A 15,377-nucleotide genomic window follows, 5' to 3' on the forward strand; every position below is an offset into this window, starting at 1 on the left:
AGGCTCGGGTGGGACGAGGGAGTGCGGCGTGAGTGTGTGGGACGACCTGGTCGGCCAGGATCGGGTGGTCGAGCAGCTGACGGCGGCGGCCGTGGCGGCACGGGCGACGGTGGCCGCCGGGCGCGCGGGTGCTGACGGAGCGTCGGGCGGCGCGTCGGGTGGTGCATCGGGCGGCGCGCCGGTGCCGGGTGGGAACGCCTCGCTGATGACGCACGCCTGGCTGTTCACCGGTCCGCCGGGCGCCGGGCAGACCACTGCCGCGCGCGCCTTCGCGGCCGCCCTCCAGTGCACCAGCCCGGACCTCGAGCTCGGCGGTGTCCCGGGCTGCGGCTTCTGCGACGGTTGCCACACCGTGCTCTCCGGCAGCCACGCCGACGTGAAGTACGTCCGCACCGACGGCCTTTCGATCGGTGTCGGCGACATGCGCGCCCTGGTACTGCGCGCCGCCAGCTACCCGACCGGCGGCCGCTGGTCGGTGATCCTGGTGGACGCCGCGCACCGGCTGACCGAGGCGGCGGCCAACGCGCTGCTCAAGGGCGTGGAGGAGCCCTCCCCGCGCACCGTCTGGCTGCTCTGCGCCCCCTCGGTGCAGGACGTGCTCCCCACCATCCGTTCGCGCTGCCGCCTGCTGGTGCTGCGCACCCCGGCCGCCGAGGCGGTGGCCGACATGCTGGTCCGCCGGGACGGGGTGGAGCCGGAGGCGGCGCGGCTGGCGGCGCTGGCCGGTCAGGGGGACATCGAGCGCTCCCGCCGCCTGGCGGTGGACGACCAGGCCCGGGCCCGTCGGCTGGACGTGCTGAAGATCCCGCTGGAGGTCGCGGACATCGGTGGCTGCCTGGCCGCAGCCCAGCGGCTGGTGGACACCGCGAAGGCGGATGCTGAGGCGCTGGCGGAGAGTCAGGACGCCAAGGAGACGGGCGACTTGAGGGCGGCCTACGGGGCGCTCGAGGGCAGCCGGGCGCCGCGCGGGATGGCGGGCGCCGTCAAGGAGCTGGAGAAGCGTCAGAAGAGCCGGGCCACCCGGACCAGGCGGGAGACGCTCGGCGTCGCCCTGCTCGACCTGCTCAGCTTCTACCGGGACGTGCTGGCGCTCCAGCTCGGCTCCACCGGGACCCTGTCCAACGAGGACCAGCGCCCGGCGCTCGGCCGGGTCGCGGGCGCCGGGAGCGCGGAGAACACGCTGCGCCGGATCGAGGCCGTGCTGGCCTGCCGCCGTGCCCTGGACCGGAACGTCGACCCGCTGCTGGCGGTCGAGGCGATGACGGTCGCCCTCCGGGCGGGCTGAGCGGCACCCGGCACCTTCGTCCCTCTCCTCGTCGACGCGGGCGGCTGCCGCCGTACGGCGGCGAGTTGACGAAACCTCACCTCCTCCCTTCGAGTGAATCCCGGCCCTGCTCCGGGAGCCGCGCCGCCGCCCGTCGCCGGGCCCGGCACGCTGTGCACCGATGACCGAGAGGTGGTGCGCCGCATGCCCAGACCGTTCCTCGTCGTACCGCTGGTGGTGGCCCTGGTCGCCGGGTTCCTGCTGGGCCGGGCCGCGCTGGTCCGCTGGCGCGACCTGAAGGCGGCCCAGACCTACGAACTGACCGCCGAGCAGCGGCCGTTGCTGGTCAGGGCCGGTGGCGCGGTACTGTGCGGGATCTGCGTGACCGCCCTCACCGTCGCGCTCGTGCTGGACGGCCGGGGCGCCCTCCCGGCACAGGCCGCCGCCGTGGTGGCGCCCGAGCGGCCGGCCGCGCCCCCGGCGCAGGCCTCCCCTTCCGGGGCGGAGATCCCACCCGTGGTGACCCGGTTCGAGCTGATCGGCAAGCCCGCCGGCGGTGAGCTGATGGAGGGTGCGGTGGCCGGGCCGGACGGCCGCCCCCGGACGGTCCGGGTCTGGTTGCCGGACCGCTACCGCGCCGAGCCGCAGACCCGCTTCCCGGTCGTGGTGCTGCACGCGGGCACCACCGGGCGGACCGCGGACGCCGAGCTCCCCGACGTCTTCGAGGGCGTCGCCTCCGCCGTGAAGCTGGGCCGCTCCCGCCCGTTCGTGCTGGTCGCCCCCGAGGCCCCGGCCGGCACCGGCCACCCCTGCGAGCTGGTCGCCGCCGCCCCGCAGGCCATCGCCGACGACCGGGCGCTGCGGACGGCGGTCGGCGCCGCCTTCCGCACCCTGCCGCCCGGCCCCGGTGGCTGGGGCGTGCTGGGCGTCGAGGGCGGCGCGGCCTGCGCGGCCGCCGCCGGGCTGGCCCGCCCCGACCTGTACGGTGCGGCCGCCGCCGTCTCCGGCCGGTACGACGGTGCCGCGCTGGCGGCCGCCGCGGCCGAGGCGCCGGAGGGCACGGCGGCGAAGCTGCTGCTGGCCGCCGCCAAGGAGGACGCGGAGGGGCTGGGGGCGGCACGCGGGCTGCAGAAGGCGCTGAAGGAGGGTCAGGGGCGGGCCGCCAAGGCCAACGTCCGGCTCTCCGACGTGGTCCGGGACTTCGCGCCCGACCGGGAGCGGCTCCGGCTGGTCCGGGTGGCGGTCCAGTACCTGGCGGAGAACCTGACGCACTGACAGCTGCCCTGCCGGCCTGCTGGCCCGCCGCCCTGCCGAGCGCTCCGGCGCGTCCGGGCCAGGGGCGGGGCGCGCGGCGGCGTCTGTGCGCCGGAGCGCGGGTGCGCCGATCACCGGGCGCTAGGCTCGGGGCGTCCGACCCCTCCTGCCGAGAGAAGACGCACCGATGCGCGCAGTCCGGCCCGTCCGCCTCGTGCCCGCCCTGCTGGCCGCCGCGCTGCTGGTGGGTGGCTGCACCTCGGGACGGTCCGACAGCCCCGCGTCCTCCACCCCGCCCTCCACGGACGCCGCCCCGGCCTCGGCCGCCCGCAACGCCGCGGCCACCCCGCTCCAGCCCCTGCCCGACGCGACCCCGGCCGGGCTCGCCCCGTACTACGCCCAGAAGCTCTCCTGGCAGCCCTGCGACGGCGAGTTCGAGTGCACCACCTTCAAGGTGCCGCTCGACTACGCCGCCCCGTCCGCCGGCGAGCTCACCCTCGCCGCCGCCCGCAAGCCCGCCACCACCCGCCCCGACGGCCGGGCCAAGCTCGGCTCGCTGCTGCTCAACCCGGGCGGCCCCGGCGCCTCCGCCGTCGAGTACGTCGAGGCGGTGGCCAAGGGCTACGACGCCGAGGTCCGCGCCGGGTACGACCTGGTCGGGCTGGACCCGCGCGGCGTCGGCCGCTCCCGGCCGGTGACCTGCCTGAGCGGCCCGCGGATGGACGCGTACACCGCCGTCGACATCACCCCTGACGACCAGTCGGAGATCGACGCCCTGGTGGCCGCCGACAAGGAGTTCGCCGACGGCTGCAAGCAGAACTCCGGCGACGTCCTCGGCCACGTCTCCACCGTCGAGTCGGCCCGCGACCTGGACGTCCTCCGGGCCCTGGTCGGCGACCAGAAGATCAACTACCTCGGCAAGTCCTACGGCACCTTCCTCGGCGCCACCTACGCCGGCCTCTACCCCGCCAAGGTCGGCCGGATGGTGCTCGACGGCGCGATGGACCCGGCGCTCGACGCCGTCGCCGGCAACCGCACCCAGGCGGCCGGCTTCGAGACCGCCTGGTCCGCGTTCGCCAAGGACTGCGTCAAGCGCGGCGGGGAGTGCCCGCTCGGCGACACCGAGCAGAAGGCCGGCGAGCAGTTGCTCGCCCTCTTCAAGCAGCTCGACGCCACCCCGCTGCCCGCCGACTCCGCCCGGAAGCTGACGGAGGCCCAGGCCACCACCGGGGTGATCCACGCGATGTACGCCGAGTTCCTCTGGCCCCAGCTGCGCACCGCGCTCACCTCCGCGAAGGCCGGGGACGGCGCCGGCCTGCTCAAGCTCTCCGACCAGTACTACGAGCGCGAGTCCGACGGCAGCTACCCCAACCTCATGTACGCCAACATGGCCGTCAACTGCCTCGACCTCCCCGCCCCCTTCACCACCCCCGCCCAGGCCGCCGCCGCAGTCCCCGACTTCGAGAAGGCCTCCGCCCACTTCGGCCGCGACATGGCCTGGATGGCCCTGGCCTGCGCCTACTGGCCCGTCCCCGCCACCGGCGCCCCGCACACCATCGCCGCCGCCGGGTCCGCCCCGGTCGTCGTGGTCGGCACCACCCGCGACCCGGCCACCCCCTACGCCTGGGCCCAGTCCCTCGCCGACCAGCTCGGCTCCGGCCGCCTCCTCACCTACGACGGCGACGGCCACACCGCCTACGGCCGCCGCAACACCTGCGTGGACGGCGCGGTCAACCGCTACCTCCTCGGCGGCGAGCCCCCGGCTGACGGCACCCGCTGCGCGAAGTAGCTCACACCGGGCGGAAACCGGCTACGGCGCCCGGGCGGTCCGTATGTACGATGACCGCCCCTACCCCTGCCCGTCCGAGGAGTGCTCCGTGCTCGGAGTCAACGACCTGGCGACGTACGTGCTCGGCGCCCTGGTCATCGTGCTGTTGCCCGGCCCCAACTCGCTCTACGTCCTCTCCGTCGCCGCCCGCAAGGGCATACGCACCGGCTACCAGGCCGCCGCCGGTGTCTTCATCGGCGACTTCACCCTGATCAGCCTCACCGCGCTCGGCGCCTCCTCCCTCCTGGAGGCCAACCCGGCGGTCTTCGCTGTGGTCAAGTTCGGCGGCGCCGCCTACCTGCTCTGGATCGGCTTCGGCATGCTCCGCGCCGCCCGCCAGCTCTGGCGCGAACGCCACGCCCTCCCGGTCGCCGAGACCGCCGACGAGGCCCCGCAGGCCGACACCGAGCGGCCGTTCCGCCGCGCCCTGGTGATCAGCCTGCTGAACCCCAAGGCGATCTTGTTCCTCCTCTCGTTCTTCACGCAGTTCGTGGATCCGTCCTACGGCGCCCCGATCCTCTCCTTCTCCCTCCTCGGCGGCGTCCTCCAGACCTTCAGCGTCCTCTACCTCTCCCTCCTGATCTTCGCGGGCACCACCCTCGCCACCGCCTTCCGCCGCCGCAAGCGCCTCTCCGCCACCCTCACCACCGGCGTCGCGGCCCTCTTCGCCGGCTTCGCCGCCAAGCTCGCCGTCTCCTCGGCGTGACCGCGCGGTCTGCGGAAAGCCGGTAGGGAGCACGAGTGCGCAGCGTGTAGACTGGCCCGCGTTGCCGAAGCGGTGTTCGCACAGCTCAGGCAGCGGTGCCGCCTTAGCTCAGTTGGCCAGAGCAACGCACTCGTAATGCGTAGGTCATGGGTTCGAATCCCATAGGCGGCTCTAGAGAGGCCCAGGTCATGCAATTCATGACCTGGGCCTCTGTCGTTTCCGGGCACCTTCCTCAACCCGTGGAGGCCAAGGCAGTTCCACCGGCCGTTCGGACGACTCGGAGCACCTGTAGCCGTGCCGCCACTTAGGGTGATCGTGTCCCGTGGGCCACGTCTGATGGGGCGACGCGTAGGTGAGTCGCCGTGGGCGGTGCGGAATGCGGTGAGCGGTCTCGATCGCGGTGGAGGAACAGATGAATGAGTTCGAGCTGCGCCGGACGGAGCAAGAGCTCCGCGAGCTGCTGTCAGGTACCCCCCTTGAGTGGGTGCTCGGCGAAGTCGACGAAGCCATCGCGAATGGTGTGGCGGAGGAGAAGGTGCTGCGCCGCAGGAGCCGTAGCGGCCGACAGCGCACGGCCGCCGATGAATCTCCTTACGAGGCACTCGAACGCTCGCTGGTCAGCGCAGAGGAGTTCGAGGCATCGCGGAAGCGCGGATCACTGGTGATCACGACCAGGCCCATGACGGTTACGGAGCGCGTGGAGTTGCTTCTGCAGGCACTTCAGAGGGCTCTGGTGGAAGCAGCCTTGATCGAGGAGGAGACGCTCAAGTTGCTGACGACCGTACCGCCTGGAGAGCAAGGCGAGCGTCAAGGCGTCGTAGGGGTCGCCTTCGAGCAAGAGGAGGACGGGTTTCGTCCCCGTGGCCGAAGGGCCGATCTGGGGCGCAGCCGGATCGAACCCGGGGAGCTCAGCCGTCTGGCCGGGCTCCTGGACGCCGCGATGGATGAGGTGCGGGGATGAGCTCCGTGAGCCTGTTGATCCAACAGATCAGAACTCTGTTGGCAGCACAGCAGCTTTCCTATCATTCTGCGTCCGCCATTTCCGACGTCTACGAGGGCTATGTCTTCTCGCTGATCGTGGCGACGGCGAGCCGGCACGGCGCCGTGGTCACTTACGAGGACGTTCACGGGGCGCAGGCCACCAACCTGGTCTTCCGCACGGGCCCAGGCCAGCTCTACGGCACCAGCAAGCCGTTCACGCATGCGCGAATCGAGTTCCAGGGGGCACCCGCGCTCGAACTGCACCTGGGAGTGCAGGTGCAGGGCACGTCCGGAGTCCTGCACGAGTGCGACGTACTGCTGTTGCCCGAGGCGGAGGCGGCACTCTGCCGCGCCGAACGGATCGCTCCACGAGGCAGCCAGTGCTTGCTGATCACCGAATGCAAGTACTACGTGAGCTCGATGAATATCGGCCTTGCTCGGAACTTCGAGGGACTGCGTGCTGACATCCGGACACAGAGCGAGCTGTTCGTCTCCAACACCAGCACGTCGAGCATCGTGAGGTACCTGCACGCACGGAAGCGTGGTTCGGAGCGTGACGTAGTGCCGAACTCTGCCCAGTCCGGATACCTGCAGGGAAAGATCCGCGAGGTCTTCAAGGACTACCTCAGCCGTCATTCGCCGTCGACGGTGATCTGACTGCTGCCTGATGCGCCATCACGGAGGCTTGCGGGCCGTCGGTTGCGACACCCCTCGTCGGTCATGGCGACCGGTCGAGCATCCAGGGTGCCTGGAGCGCACTGAAGCTGACGCGGGCTCAGGGGAAGGTTCACCCGTGCGGGCGGCGCCGGTGAGGGACCCTCGGGGATAGCTTCGTGGGCGAAGTGCGGGTGGCGAGCCGTGCTGCCCGTGATCCTGTCGAGGGAGATGTCCGTGCGGGTTCCCGTAGTGGTGGCCGTGGTGGTGGCGGCTGCGCTCGTTCCGGTCAGTGCGCAGGCGGCGCCGGGGGACGGGCCGTCGTTCGTGCGTGATCTGGCGGTGTCGGTGGCGGCTCCGGAGCCGTCGGCTCCGGGGGAGGTGGTGCCGTTCACGGTGGTGGTGTGCAACCAGGGGAGCGAGGCGCTGCAGGAGGATGCGGTGCTGGTGGTGAACGGGCCGCCCGGGGAGGGGATGGAGCTGACCTCGGAGACCTTCGGGGTGGTGGACGGCGGGTGGAACTGGATCAAGTTCGAGCTGGGGAAGGGGCTCTACCCGCACGACTGCACGCACGTGAAGCTGCGGGCGCGGACGCTGGCCGGGATGGACGGGTCGAAGACATTCGACGGCGGTACCGCGGAGCTGAGTTGGGCGGCGGACCAGGACCAGTCGGACAATGCGGCGACCTGGAGTTCGGTGATCACCGCGCCGGTGACGGGGGCGTTCCTGGCGCTGTCGAAGCAGCCGCTGCCGACCGCGCCGGGCGGGACGGCGGAGTTCCAGGTGGAGGAGAGCAACCTGGGGCCGTCGGTGGACTACCCGTGGCGGGGCCGGGTGGTGGCCCAACTGCCGCCCGGGTCGCGGTTCCTGCCGACGGGCGAGGGAGGTCAGTGCGAGATCTCGGCGGACGGGACGACCGCCGTCTGTCCGAACGACATCGTCACCAACACCTGGCGGCCGGGGAAGCGGGACTTCGCGGTGCAGGTCGGCGAGGGCTGTGCGTCGGGGAGCACGGTGCGGGTCGTGGTCACCCAGGAGGCGCCGGCCAACCCGCCGCCGCACCGGTTCGTGCTGAACGTGGACATCCCGGTGACGTAGGGCCGGGAAAGGCTGAAGGCGGGCCCGGACCGAGGTGGACTCGGCGGGCTCGCCCAGCAGCATCAGGGGTGGTGACGACGGGTCAGCCGTGGCGGGGCTCCCAGCGGAAGAGGCGGCGAGCGAGGACGGTGGCGCCGGCGGTCCAGGCGGCGGCGATCAGCAGGGACGTGGCGGAGTGCTGCCAGCCGTGCACCAGGTCGAGCTCGGGGAGGGCGGCGCCGCTCCAGGACTCGTGGCCGAAGCCGCGGCCGAACCAGGCGGTGCGCAGGGTCTCGACCACGGGGGCCAGCGGGAGGTTGTGGGCCGGGTCCTGGAGCCAGCTGGGCATCGAGCTGAGCGGGGCGACCACGCCGCTGGCGAACATGCAGATCAGCAGGACGGGGGTGGCGATCATCGGGGCGGACTCGGCGCTGGGGGTGATGCCGGAGAGGGCCACCGCGAGGATCGCGAAGAGCAGGAACCCGAGGGTCAGGGTGAGCAGGAAGAGCAGCGGGTCGGCGGGCAGCGGGGCGCCGAACCAGATGACCGCGGTGCCGCCGAGCACCAGCACCTGGAGCAGGACCACGGCGGCGGCCGCACCGAACTGACCGGCGAAGATCGCGGTCGGCGGGACCTCGGTGCCGCGCAGGCGCTTGAGCACCAGGTCGTCGCGGCGGGCCACGATGCCGTTCAGCAGGTTGATGAACGTGGTGACCAGGGCGAAGCCGATGAAGCCGATGGTGCTGTAGGCGGCCGCGTTCACCCCGCCGATCTCGCGCTCGCGCAGCGGGGCGGCGATCACCAGGTTGAGCAGCACCGGCAGCAGGAAGCCGATGAAGGTGGAGCGCCGGTTTCGCCAGAACACCTTCCAGGAGAGCAGGAATTGGCCGCGCGCGTAGGCGGGCCAGGTCAGCTCCTTCTGGGGAGCGGTGGAGAGGGCGACGGTGGTGGTCAGGGTGCTCATCGGGTCTCCGCCTTGTCGTGGGCCAGCTGCAGGAAGACGTCCTCCAGGGAGGCGTTGCGCGCCTCGATGCCGTCCAGCTCGACGCCGAGGCCGGCGGCCCAGGAGTGCAGGGCGGCCAGGGCCGGGGCGGTCTTGGCGACGGTGTAGAGCACGGTGCCCTCGTCGAGGGTCGGCGACTCGCCCAGGACGGTGGGGAGTTGGGAGGGAAGCACGCCGGCGGGCAGCGGGAAGGTGACCCGGGTGCCCTGGCCGGAGAGCACCTCGTCGACGGTGCCGACGGAGGCGAGCTGTCCGCGGTCCATGATGGCCACCCGGTCGGCCAACTGCTGGGCCTCCTCCAGGTAGTGGGTGGTCAGCAGGACGGTGGTGCCGGCCGCGCGGAGCTCGCTGACCAGGCGCCAGGTGGTGCGCCGGGCCTCCGGGTCCATGCCGGTGGTGGGCTCGTCCAGGAAGAGCAGCTCCGGGGTGTTGAGCACGGCCAACGCCAGGTCGAGCCTGCGCCGTTCGCCGCCGGAGAGTTGGGAGACCCGGATGCCGGCCCGCTCGGTGAGGGCGACCCGGTCGAGCACCTCGGCGGTGGGACGGGCGCCGGAGATGAAGGTGCGCCAGGAGTCCACCGTCTCCTTGACGGTCAACTCCTTGAAGAAGCCGCCCTCCTGGAGCATCACGCCGGTGCGCCTGCGCACCTGCGCGCCCTGCGTCCAGGGGTCGAGGCCGAACACCCGGACGGTGCCGGCGCTCGGCGGGCGGTACCCCTCCAGCACCTCCATGGTGGTGGTCTTGCCAGCGCCGTTGGTCCCCAGCAGGGCGAACAGCTCGCCCCGCGCGACGGTGAAGGAGACGCCCCGTACGGCCTCGTAGTCCCCGTAGCTGCTGCGCAGACCGTGTACTTCCACGGCCGCCTCCCCGGTAATTCCCGGGCCTGTGGTGAGTGTCATGGGACATAGGGTGAACCGGGCTGCCCCTGTAAGGCAAGTGCACGACATAAGTGCAGGTCAGAGGGTATGCAAAATGTCATGGGTGTGGGTGTGGCATTTTCGACGGATGGGTTTCTTACATTCCCTACTGATGTTCGAGCGGCGGCCGGGTGCATAGTTTCCTCATCGCCGAGAACGAGCCGGAGAAAAAGACCGGAAAGCGAATCGGCGGAAAGGGTGACCGGCCCCGAAGGGGCGGGCCCCACGACCCAAGAGGGAGCTTCACATGGCTGAGAACACCACCCCCGCGAACGACCAGTTCGACATCGAGATCGAGGAGCTGGACAGCGTCAACGCCGGCGTCTCCGTCTCCTCCCTGGCCTGCGCGGCCTGCCCGGTCTCGAGCTTCAGCTCGATCTCCAACGCCGCCGCCGAGGTTGCGGCCGAGTAATTCGGGACCTGTGCCGCGGTGAGTCCGCCCTCGGGCGGGGTCACCGCGGCACCCTCATCTCCCCGCCATCTTCCCACCCACAGACGTGAATTGACCGACATACAGCAGTGAAGGAGACGCCGGGTCATGGAGAACCTCCGGCAAGAGCTGACGCGGTTCATCCAGCAGCCCGCCGCTCAGCAGGACCCGCCCGCGCTCTACCGTCGACTGCTGGCCGAGGCGCCGGTGCTGGACCTCGGACGCGTGCACGTGGTCTCGGGCTACCAGGAGATCGTCAGCGTGCTGATGCACCCCGGGACGGCGGTCGATCCGACCACCGTCGGTCTGCCGAGCGCCGGTTCGACCGCGCTGGCGCGGATCGTGAACCGGATGCTCCCGATGCGCGACGGCTCCGACCACACCCGGTTGAAGCGCCTCGCCACCACCGCCTTCTCCGCGCGCCGTCTGGAGCAGATGCGCGAGCGGATCGAGAGCACCGCCGCACGGATGCTCGAACCCCTGATCGCCGCAGGCGAGTTCGACGTGGTCGCCGACCTCGCCGTGCCGCTGCCGGTGGCCGTGTCCTGCGCCATCCTGGACATCCCCGACTCCGAGCAGGAGCGCGTGGTCGGCTGGGCCGGCCTGGTCGCCCGCTCGCTGCTGGACGACTTCGGCGGCACGGACGCCCAGGCGGACGCCGCCCAGATCGCCGAACTGGACGCGGAGTTCGAGGAGTTCCGCGCCTACGTCGAGGAGCTGTGCGCCGCGCGCGCCGCCGCTCCCGGCGACGACCTGATCAGCCGTCTCACCGTGGCCCGCGCCGAGGGCAAGCTCGACGACGAGGACCTGCTGGCCTTCGTGGTGATGCTGCTCGCCAACGGGCTGGAGACGCTCACCTCCGGACTGGCCCTGGCCGTCTGGCAGTTGCTGCGCGACCCGGAGCTCGCCGAACTGATCCGGAACCGGCCCGAGCGGGCCGAAGCGGTGTTCGACGAGGCCCAGCGGCTCGGCAGCCCGGTGCGCGCCAGTGCGCGCGCCCTGACCCACGACGTCACCCTCGGCGACACCGTGATCCCGGCCGGCCGGGTCGCCCTGCTGCTCTACGCGGCCGCCAACCGGGACCCGCGGCGCTTCGCCACCCCGGACGCCTTCGACCCGGACCGGGCCGAGACCCGCCACCTGGCATTCGGCCACGGTCCGCACCACTGCCTGGGCGCTCCGCTCTCCCTGATGGCCGGCGCCGCCGTGCTGCGCGGCCTGGCCGAGGCCGGCCGCACCCGGGAGCTGAGCACCCCGCTGACCGACCGGACGGTGCGCTGGAGCACCCAGTTCGTCTTCGGCGGCATGCGTGAACTGCCGCTGCGCTGCGAGCCGGTGGCGGACCTGGCCGGGGCGGTGCGGGCATGAGCCTCACGACCACGACGACGAGCACGAGCATGAGCACGACCAAGAGCACGAGCACGAGTACGAGTACGAGTACGAGCAAGACCGAGCAGACGTCGGCGCGCGAGGAGAGCGGTGAGAGCGTGACCGTCAGCGGGACGACCGCCACCAAGGAGTCCACCGCCGTCGCGGCCGCCCGCGCGGCCGCCGTCCTCGAACCCGGGCTGGACCGCCCGGTGGGACTGGTCGGCGCCCGGCTCCGCGCCGCCGCGGCGGCCCTGCTGCTGGTGGTCGGCGCGGGCGGCGGCTGGCTGGCCTTCGGCACCCTGCCGCACACGCTCGCGCTCCCGGCTCTGCTGGCCCACGGCGCGGCCCCGGAGACCGTCCGGGCCGAGCAGGCGGGTGCGCTGCTGGCCTACCAGGTGAGCCCCGGCACTGCCGTGACGCAGGGTCAGACCCTGGCACTGCTGCGGACCGCGGCGGGCGAGGAGCTCGCCGTCCGGGCCCCGCAGGCCGGCACCGTCACCGCGCTGCTCTCCGCACCCGGCAGCACGCTCGCCCCGGGGTCGGCCGTCGCCGCCCTGGACGCGGCGCAACTCCCCGACACCGTAAGACTGTTCGCCACCTCGCTGCGCGAGGCCCAGCAGCTGGTCCCCGGTCGGACGGTGCTGGTGCCGGTGCCCGGTGGGGGCACCGTGCAGGCCACCATCTCCGAGGTCGACCCGCTGCCGGTCCGCGCCGAGACGCTGGACGGGGTCTTCTCCGTCCCGCTGCCCGGCGTGCCCACCGGCGCGGCCCCGGTCTGGACGGCCCGGGCGCAGCTTCCGCCCGACACCACCCGGCTGCGCGGCCCGGTGCCGCTGACGGTCTCGGTCGACCTGGGTGCCCGGCACCCGTACCAGGCCGTGTTCGGAACGGGGGCCGGCCGGTGAGCCTCGACGTCCGGGAGACGGCGGCCGCGGCGACGGCAGCCGTCGAGGAGACCCCGGCAGCTCCCGAGGCTCCCGAGGCCCCTCGGACACCTGAGCGACGAACGGCCAAGGCCCGCAAGCCCCGCCGCTACCTGCGCACCCCCGTGGTGCCGCAGATGGAGGAGCAGGACTGCGGCGCCGCCTGCCTGGCCGTGGTGCTGGGCGCGCTCGGCCGCCGGGTGACGCTCCAGGAGGCCTCCCGCTCCTGCGGGGTGAGCCGGGACGGCGTCAGCGCGGCGGCGGTCGCCCGGGCGGCCGGCCGGTACGGCGTGACCGCCAAGGGCCGCCGGATCGTCCGTACCGAGGAGAAGCTCCAGGGCCTGGAGGCCCTCCAGGTCCCGTCCATGGTCCTGGTGACCGGCCCGCACTTCGCCGTCTACGAGGGCGTCAAGCGCGGCCGGGTGTACGTCAACGACCCGTCGATGGGCTCCTATTCGGCCACTCCGGCCGAGTTCTGGGACTCGTTCTCGGGGATCGCGGTCGGCTTCGAACCCGGCCCGGACTTCGAGCCCGGCGGGCAGCGCTTCCCGCTGCTGCGGGCTCTGTCGGGCCGGATGCGGGCCTTCGCCGCCCCGCTGCTGCTGGCGGTGCTGCTCTCCGTCGCGCTGGCGGTGCCGGGGGTGGTCGCGGCCTTCCTGCTGCGGGCCTACCTGCGCTCCGTGGTGCTGGGCGGCATGGAGTCCTGGGCGGTGCCGCTGGCGCTCGCCTCGGCCGCCGTGGCCGGCACCGTGGTGCTCGGCACCTGGCTCCAACAGACCCTGGTCAACCGGGTGTTGGAGGCGATGGCGGCCCGCGCCTCGTCCGGCTTCCTGTGGCGGCTGATCCGGCTGCCCGGCTCCTTCTTCCACCGGCGCCAGCTGGGCGGCCTGGTGACCCGGGTCCAGATGAACGACGGCCTGGCCATGCTGCTCTCGCACCGGGTGGCCTCGGCCTCGGCCCAACTGGCCGCCGCCGCCGTCCACCTGGGGGCGCTGGCCTGGCTGGAGCCCCGGCTGGCCGTGGTCCCGGTGGTGGTCGCGGGCCTGGACCTGCTGGCCCTGCGGGTCGCCGACCGGCGCCGCGGCGGGCTGGTGCACCGGCTGCACGCCGAGCAGCACAAGCGCGACGGGGTGGCCTTCGCCGGGGTGTCGGCGATCGAGACGCTCAAGGCCGAGGGCGCGGAGGACTCCTTCTTCCGCTCCTGGGCGGGCTGGCAGGCCCGGGCCATGGAGACCGGCCAGCGGGTCACCAGCGCGGTGATCGTGCCGCTCTCGCTGCCCGGGGCACTGAACGCGGCGGCCACCGCCACCGTGGTGGTGGCGGGCACCTCGATGCTGCTCGGCGGGTCGCTCTCGATCGGCACCCTGCTGGCCTTCCTGCTGCTGCTCAACGGATTCCTCGGCCCCGTCGGCCAGTTGGTCGGCGCGGCCTCGGAGCTCACCATGGCCCGGGCGCAGAACGCGTTGCTGGAGGACGTGGAGAGCAGCGAGCCCGACCCGTACCTGACCCCGGTGCTGGACGCCCCGGCCGAGCCGGGCCCGCGCCTGAGCGGCGAACTGGAGCTGCGCGACGTCGAGTTCGGCTACGACCCGAACCGGCCGCCCACCCTGGCGGGGATCTCGCTGCACATCCGCCCGGGGGAGTGGGTCGCGGTGGTCGGCGGCAGCGGCAGCGGCAAGTCCACGGTGGCCAGGCTGGCCGCCGGGGTGCTGAGGCCCTGGTCCGGCCAGGTGCTGCTGGACGGCCGGCCCCGGGACGACTGGCACCGCTCCGTGGTGACCGGTCAGGTCGCCTACGTGGAACAGCAGTTGAGGCTCTTCGAGGGGACCGTCCGGGAGAACCTGACGCTCTGGAACCCGGCCGCCGACGAGGACGCCCTGCGCCGCGCGCTGGACGACGCCGAGGTCGCCGAACTGGTCGCCAGGCGCGGCGGGTTGGACGCCGGACGGATCGACGAGGACGCCCGCAACCTCTCCGGCGGCGAGCGCCAGCGGCTCGAACTGGCCCGCGCGCTCGCCCTGGAACCCGCCCTGCTGGTGCTGGACGAGGCCACCTCCGCGCTGGACGCGCACACCGAGGCGGCCGTCAACGAGCACCTGCGGCGGCGCGGCACCACCTGCCTGGTGCTGGCCCACCGGCTGAGCACCATCCAGGCCGCCGACCGGGTGGTCGTGCTGGCCGGCGGACGGATCGTCCAGCAGGGCACCCCCGCCGAACTCGCGGCCGTCCCCGGCCCCTACCAGACCCTGCTCACCGAAAAGGCCCGGCGCACCGGGACCCATGAGCCGTCCGAAGGCACCGCGTCCAGCGAGAAGGCCCGGCCCACCGGGACCCATGGACGGCCCGGAGCCACCGCGCCCACCGAGAAGGCCCGGCGTACCGGGACCCATGGGCGACCCACCGGATCCGAGATCCCGAAGGAGGAGAAGTCATGACCGCCACGGCCACCGCCGATGCCAACCGAGCCGCACTCACCGCCACCATCGGCGTCCTGCACCCCGGCCGCGGCGGACGACAGACCCACCGACCGACCACGAACGATCCGGCCGGGCAGGCGCACGCCGTGCTCGTCGCGCTCGGGGCGCTCCCCGCAGACGCCGAACTCCCCTCCACGGTACGGAGCTCCCGTGACCCGCTGACCGCGCTGCTGCGGTCGGCCGGGCTGCGGTACCGGCCGGTGACCCTGCCGTCCGGCCCGGACGGCCACGGCGACCCGGCCGGTACGGCCGGGCCGATGGTCGGCTTCGCGGCCGAGGACGGCCGTCCGGTCGCCCTGGTGCCGCGGCCGGCGGGCGGCCACCGCCACCACGACCCGGCCGGGGCGCTCGCCCCGGTCGCGCTGCAGGAACGAGCGCTGCTGCTCTACCTGCCGCTTCCCGCAGGCGAGTTGGGACCGGCGGACCTGGCCCGCTTCGTCCTGCGGGTGCCCGGTGCCCGCCGCGACCTGGGACGGCTGACCGCAGCCGGCC

13 protein-coding genes, 1 tRNA gene and 1 pseudogene are annotated in these 15,377 nt (G+C 73.0%); 13 read left to right on the forward strand and 2 right to left on the reverse strand.

Annotated features, from left to right (window positions below):
* The first annotated feature begins 28 nt into the window (after nt 1-28).
* From ACZ6ZR_RS23275 to ACZ6ZR_RS23310, 8 genes are all read left to right on the forward strand, one after another.
* Nucleotides 29-1,285 (forward strand): DNA polymerase III subunit delta', encoded by a 1,257-nt coding sequence (locus ACZ6ZR_RS23275; RefSeq protein ID WP_465645189.1) that lies wholly within the window; start codon nt 29-31, stop codon nt 1,283-1,285.
* 183 nt (nt 1,286-1,468) lie between these two features.
* Entirely contained in the window at nt 1,469-2,539 is a 1,071-nt protein-coding gene (locus ACZ6ZR_RS23280) for an alpha/beta hydrolase (protein WP_465645191.1), read from the forward strand.
* A gap of 166 nt (nt 2,540-2,705) precedes the next feature.
* A complete protein-coding gene (locus ACZ6ZR_RS23285; protein ID WP_465645192.1) occupies nt 2,706-4,307 on the forward strand; it encodes an alpha/beta hydrolase in 1,602 nt (533 codons plus the stop codon).
* 88 nt (nt 4,308-4,395) lie between these two features.
* Nucleotides 4,396-5,052 (forward strand): leucine efflux protein LeuE, encoded by a 657-nt coding sequence (gene leuE / locus ACZ6ZR_RS23290; protein WP_465645194.1) that lies wholly within the window; start codon nt 4,396-4,398, stop codon nt 5,050-5,052.
* Nucleotides 5,053-5,149: 97 nt separating this feature from the next.
* A tRNA-Thr gene (locus tag ACZ6ZR_RS23295) sits at nt 5,150-5,223 on the forward strand.
* 241 nt (nt 5,224-5,464) lie between these two features.
* Entirely contained in the window at nt 5,465-6,013 is a 549-nt protein-coding gene (locus tag ACZ6ZR_RS23300; RefSeq protein WP_465645196.1) for a hypothetical protein, read from the forward strand.
* 5 nt (nt 6,014-6,018) lie between these two features.
* Entirely contained in the window at nt 6,019-6,690 is a 672-nt protein-coding gene (locus tag ACZ6ZR_RS23305; RefSeq protein ID WP_465645197.1) for a hypothetical protein, read from the forward strand.
* 234 nt (nt 6,691-6,924) lie between these two features.
* Entirely contained in the window at nt 6,925-7,785 is an 861-nt protein-coding gene (locus ACZ6ZR_RS23310; protein ID WP_465645199.1) for a hypothetical protein, read from the forward strand.
* Between the two features lie 82 nt (nt 7,786-7,867).
* Here the strand turns inward: ACZ6ZR_RS23310 and ACZ6ZR_RS23315 are convergent, their stop codons facing one another.
* Nucleotides 7,868-8,728, reverse strand: a complete 861-nt coding sequence (locus tag ACZ6ZR_RS23315) for an ABC transporter permease (protein WP_465645200.1) — start codon at nt 8,726-8,728, stop codon at nt 7,868-7,870.
* The gene (locus ACZ6ZR_RS23320) at nt 8,725-9,624 is read right to left on the reverse strand and encodes an ABC transporter ATP-binding protein (protein ID WP_465645202.1); all 900 of its coding nucleotides are present in this window, start codon (nt 9,622-9,624) and stop codon (nt 8,725-8,727) included. The genes ACZ6ZR_RS23315 and ACZ6ZR_RS23320 overlap by 4 nt, the downstream gene beginning before the upstream one ends.
* A 307-nt stretch (nt 9,625-9,931) precedes the next feature.
* Here ACZ6ZR_RS23320 and ACZ6ZR_RS23325 point away from each other — a divergent pair, with 307 nt between their 5' ends.
* The 5 genes and pseudogenes from ACZ6ZR_RS23325 to ACZ6ZR_RS23345 all read left to right on the forward strand — a co-directional run.
* Nucleotides 9,932-10,096 (forward strand): hypothetical protein, encoded by a 165-nt coding sequence (locus tag ACZ6ZR_RS23325; protein ID WP_345291011.1) that lies wholly within the window; start codon nt 9,932-9,934, stop codon nt 10,094-10,096.
* A gap of 126 nt (nt 10,097-10,222) precedes the next feature.
* Entirely contained in the window at nt 10,223-11,482 is a 1,260-nt protein-coding gene (locus tag ACZ6ZR_RS23330) for a cytochrome P450 (RefSeq protein ID WP_465645204.1), read from the forward strand.
* A gap of 29 nt (nt 11,483-11,511) precedes the next feature.
* A complete protein-coding gene (locus tag ACZ6ZR_RS23335; protein ID WP_465645206.1) occupies nt 11,512-12,390 on the forward strand; it encodes a hypothetical protein in 879 nt (292 codons plus the stop codon).
* A complete protein-coding gene (locus tag ACZ6ZR_RS23340) occupies nt 12,387-14,843 on the forward strand; it encodes an ATP-binding cassette domain-containing protein (protein WP_465645208.1) in 2,457 nt (818 codons plus the stop codon). The genes ACZ6ZR_RS23335 and ACZ6ZR_RS23340 overlap by 4 nt, the downstream gene beginning before the upstream one ends.
* A pseudogene (locus ACZ6ZR_RS23345) lies at nt 14,840-15,377 on the forward strand (hypothetical protein); the annotation flags it as partial. The gene ACZ6ZR_RS23340 and the pseudogene ACZ6ZR_RS23345, both read left to right, overlap by 4 nt.

It is taken from the genome of Kitasatospora sp. NPDC088742 (assembly GCF_055584905.1).

What these genes read in the sequence shown, in the direction of transcription:
- ACZ6ZR_RS23280 (WP_465645191.1), top strand. Translation starts at nt 1,469, where the DNA reads ATGCCCAGACCGTTCCTCGTCGTACCGCTGGTGGTGGCCCTGGTCGCC.
- ACZ6ZR_RS23285 (WP_465645192.1), top strand. Translation starts at nt 2,706, where the DNA reads ATGCGCGCAGTCCGGCCCGTCCGCCTCGTGCCCGCCCTGCTGGCCGCC.
- ACZ6ZR_RS23300 (WP_465645196.1), top strand. Translation starts at nt 5,465, where the DNA reads ATGAATGAGTTCGAGCTGCGCCGGACGGAGCAAGAGCTCCGCGAGCTG.
- ACZ6ZR_RS23315 (WP_465645200.1), bottom strand. Translation starts at nt 8,728, where the DNA reads ATGAGCACCCTGACCACCACCGTCGCCCTCTCCACCGCTCCCCAGAAG.
- ACZ6ZR_RS23325 (WP_345291011.1), top strand. Translation starts at nt 9,932, where the DNA reads ATGGCTGAGAACACCACCCCCGCGAACGACCAGTTCGACATCGAGATC.
- ACZ6ZR_RS23330 (WP_465645204.1), top strand. Translation starts at nt 10,223, where the DNA reads ATGGAGAACCTCCGGCAAGAGCTGACGCGGTTCATCCAGCAGCCCGCC.
- ACZ6ZR_RS23335 (WP_465645206.1), top strand. Translation starts at nt 11,512, where the DNA reads ATGAGCACGACCAAGAGCACGAGCACGAGTACGAGTACGAGTACGAGC.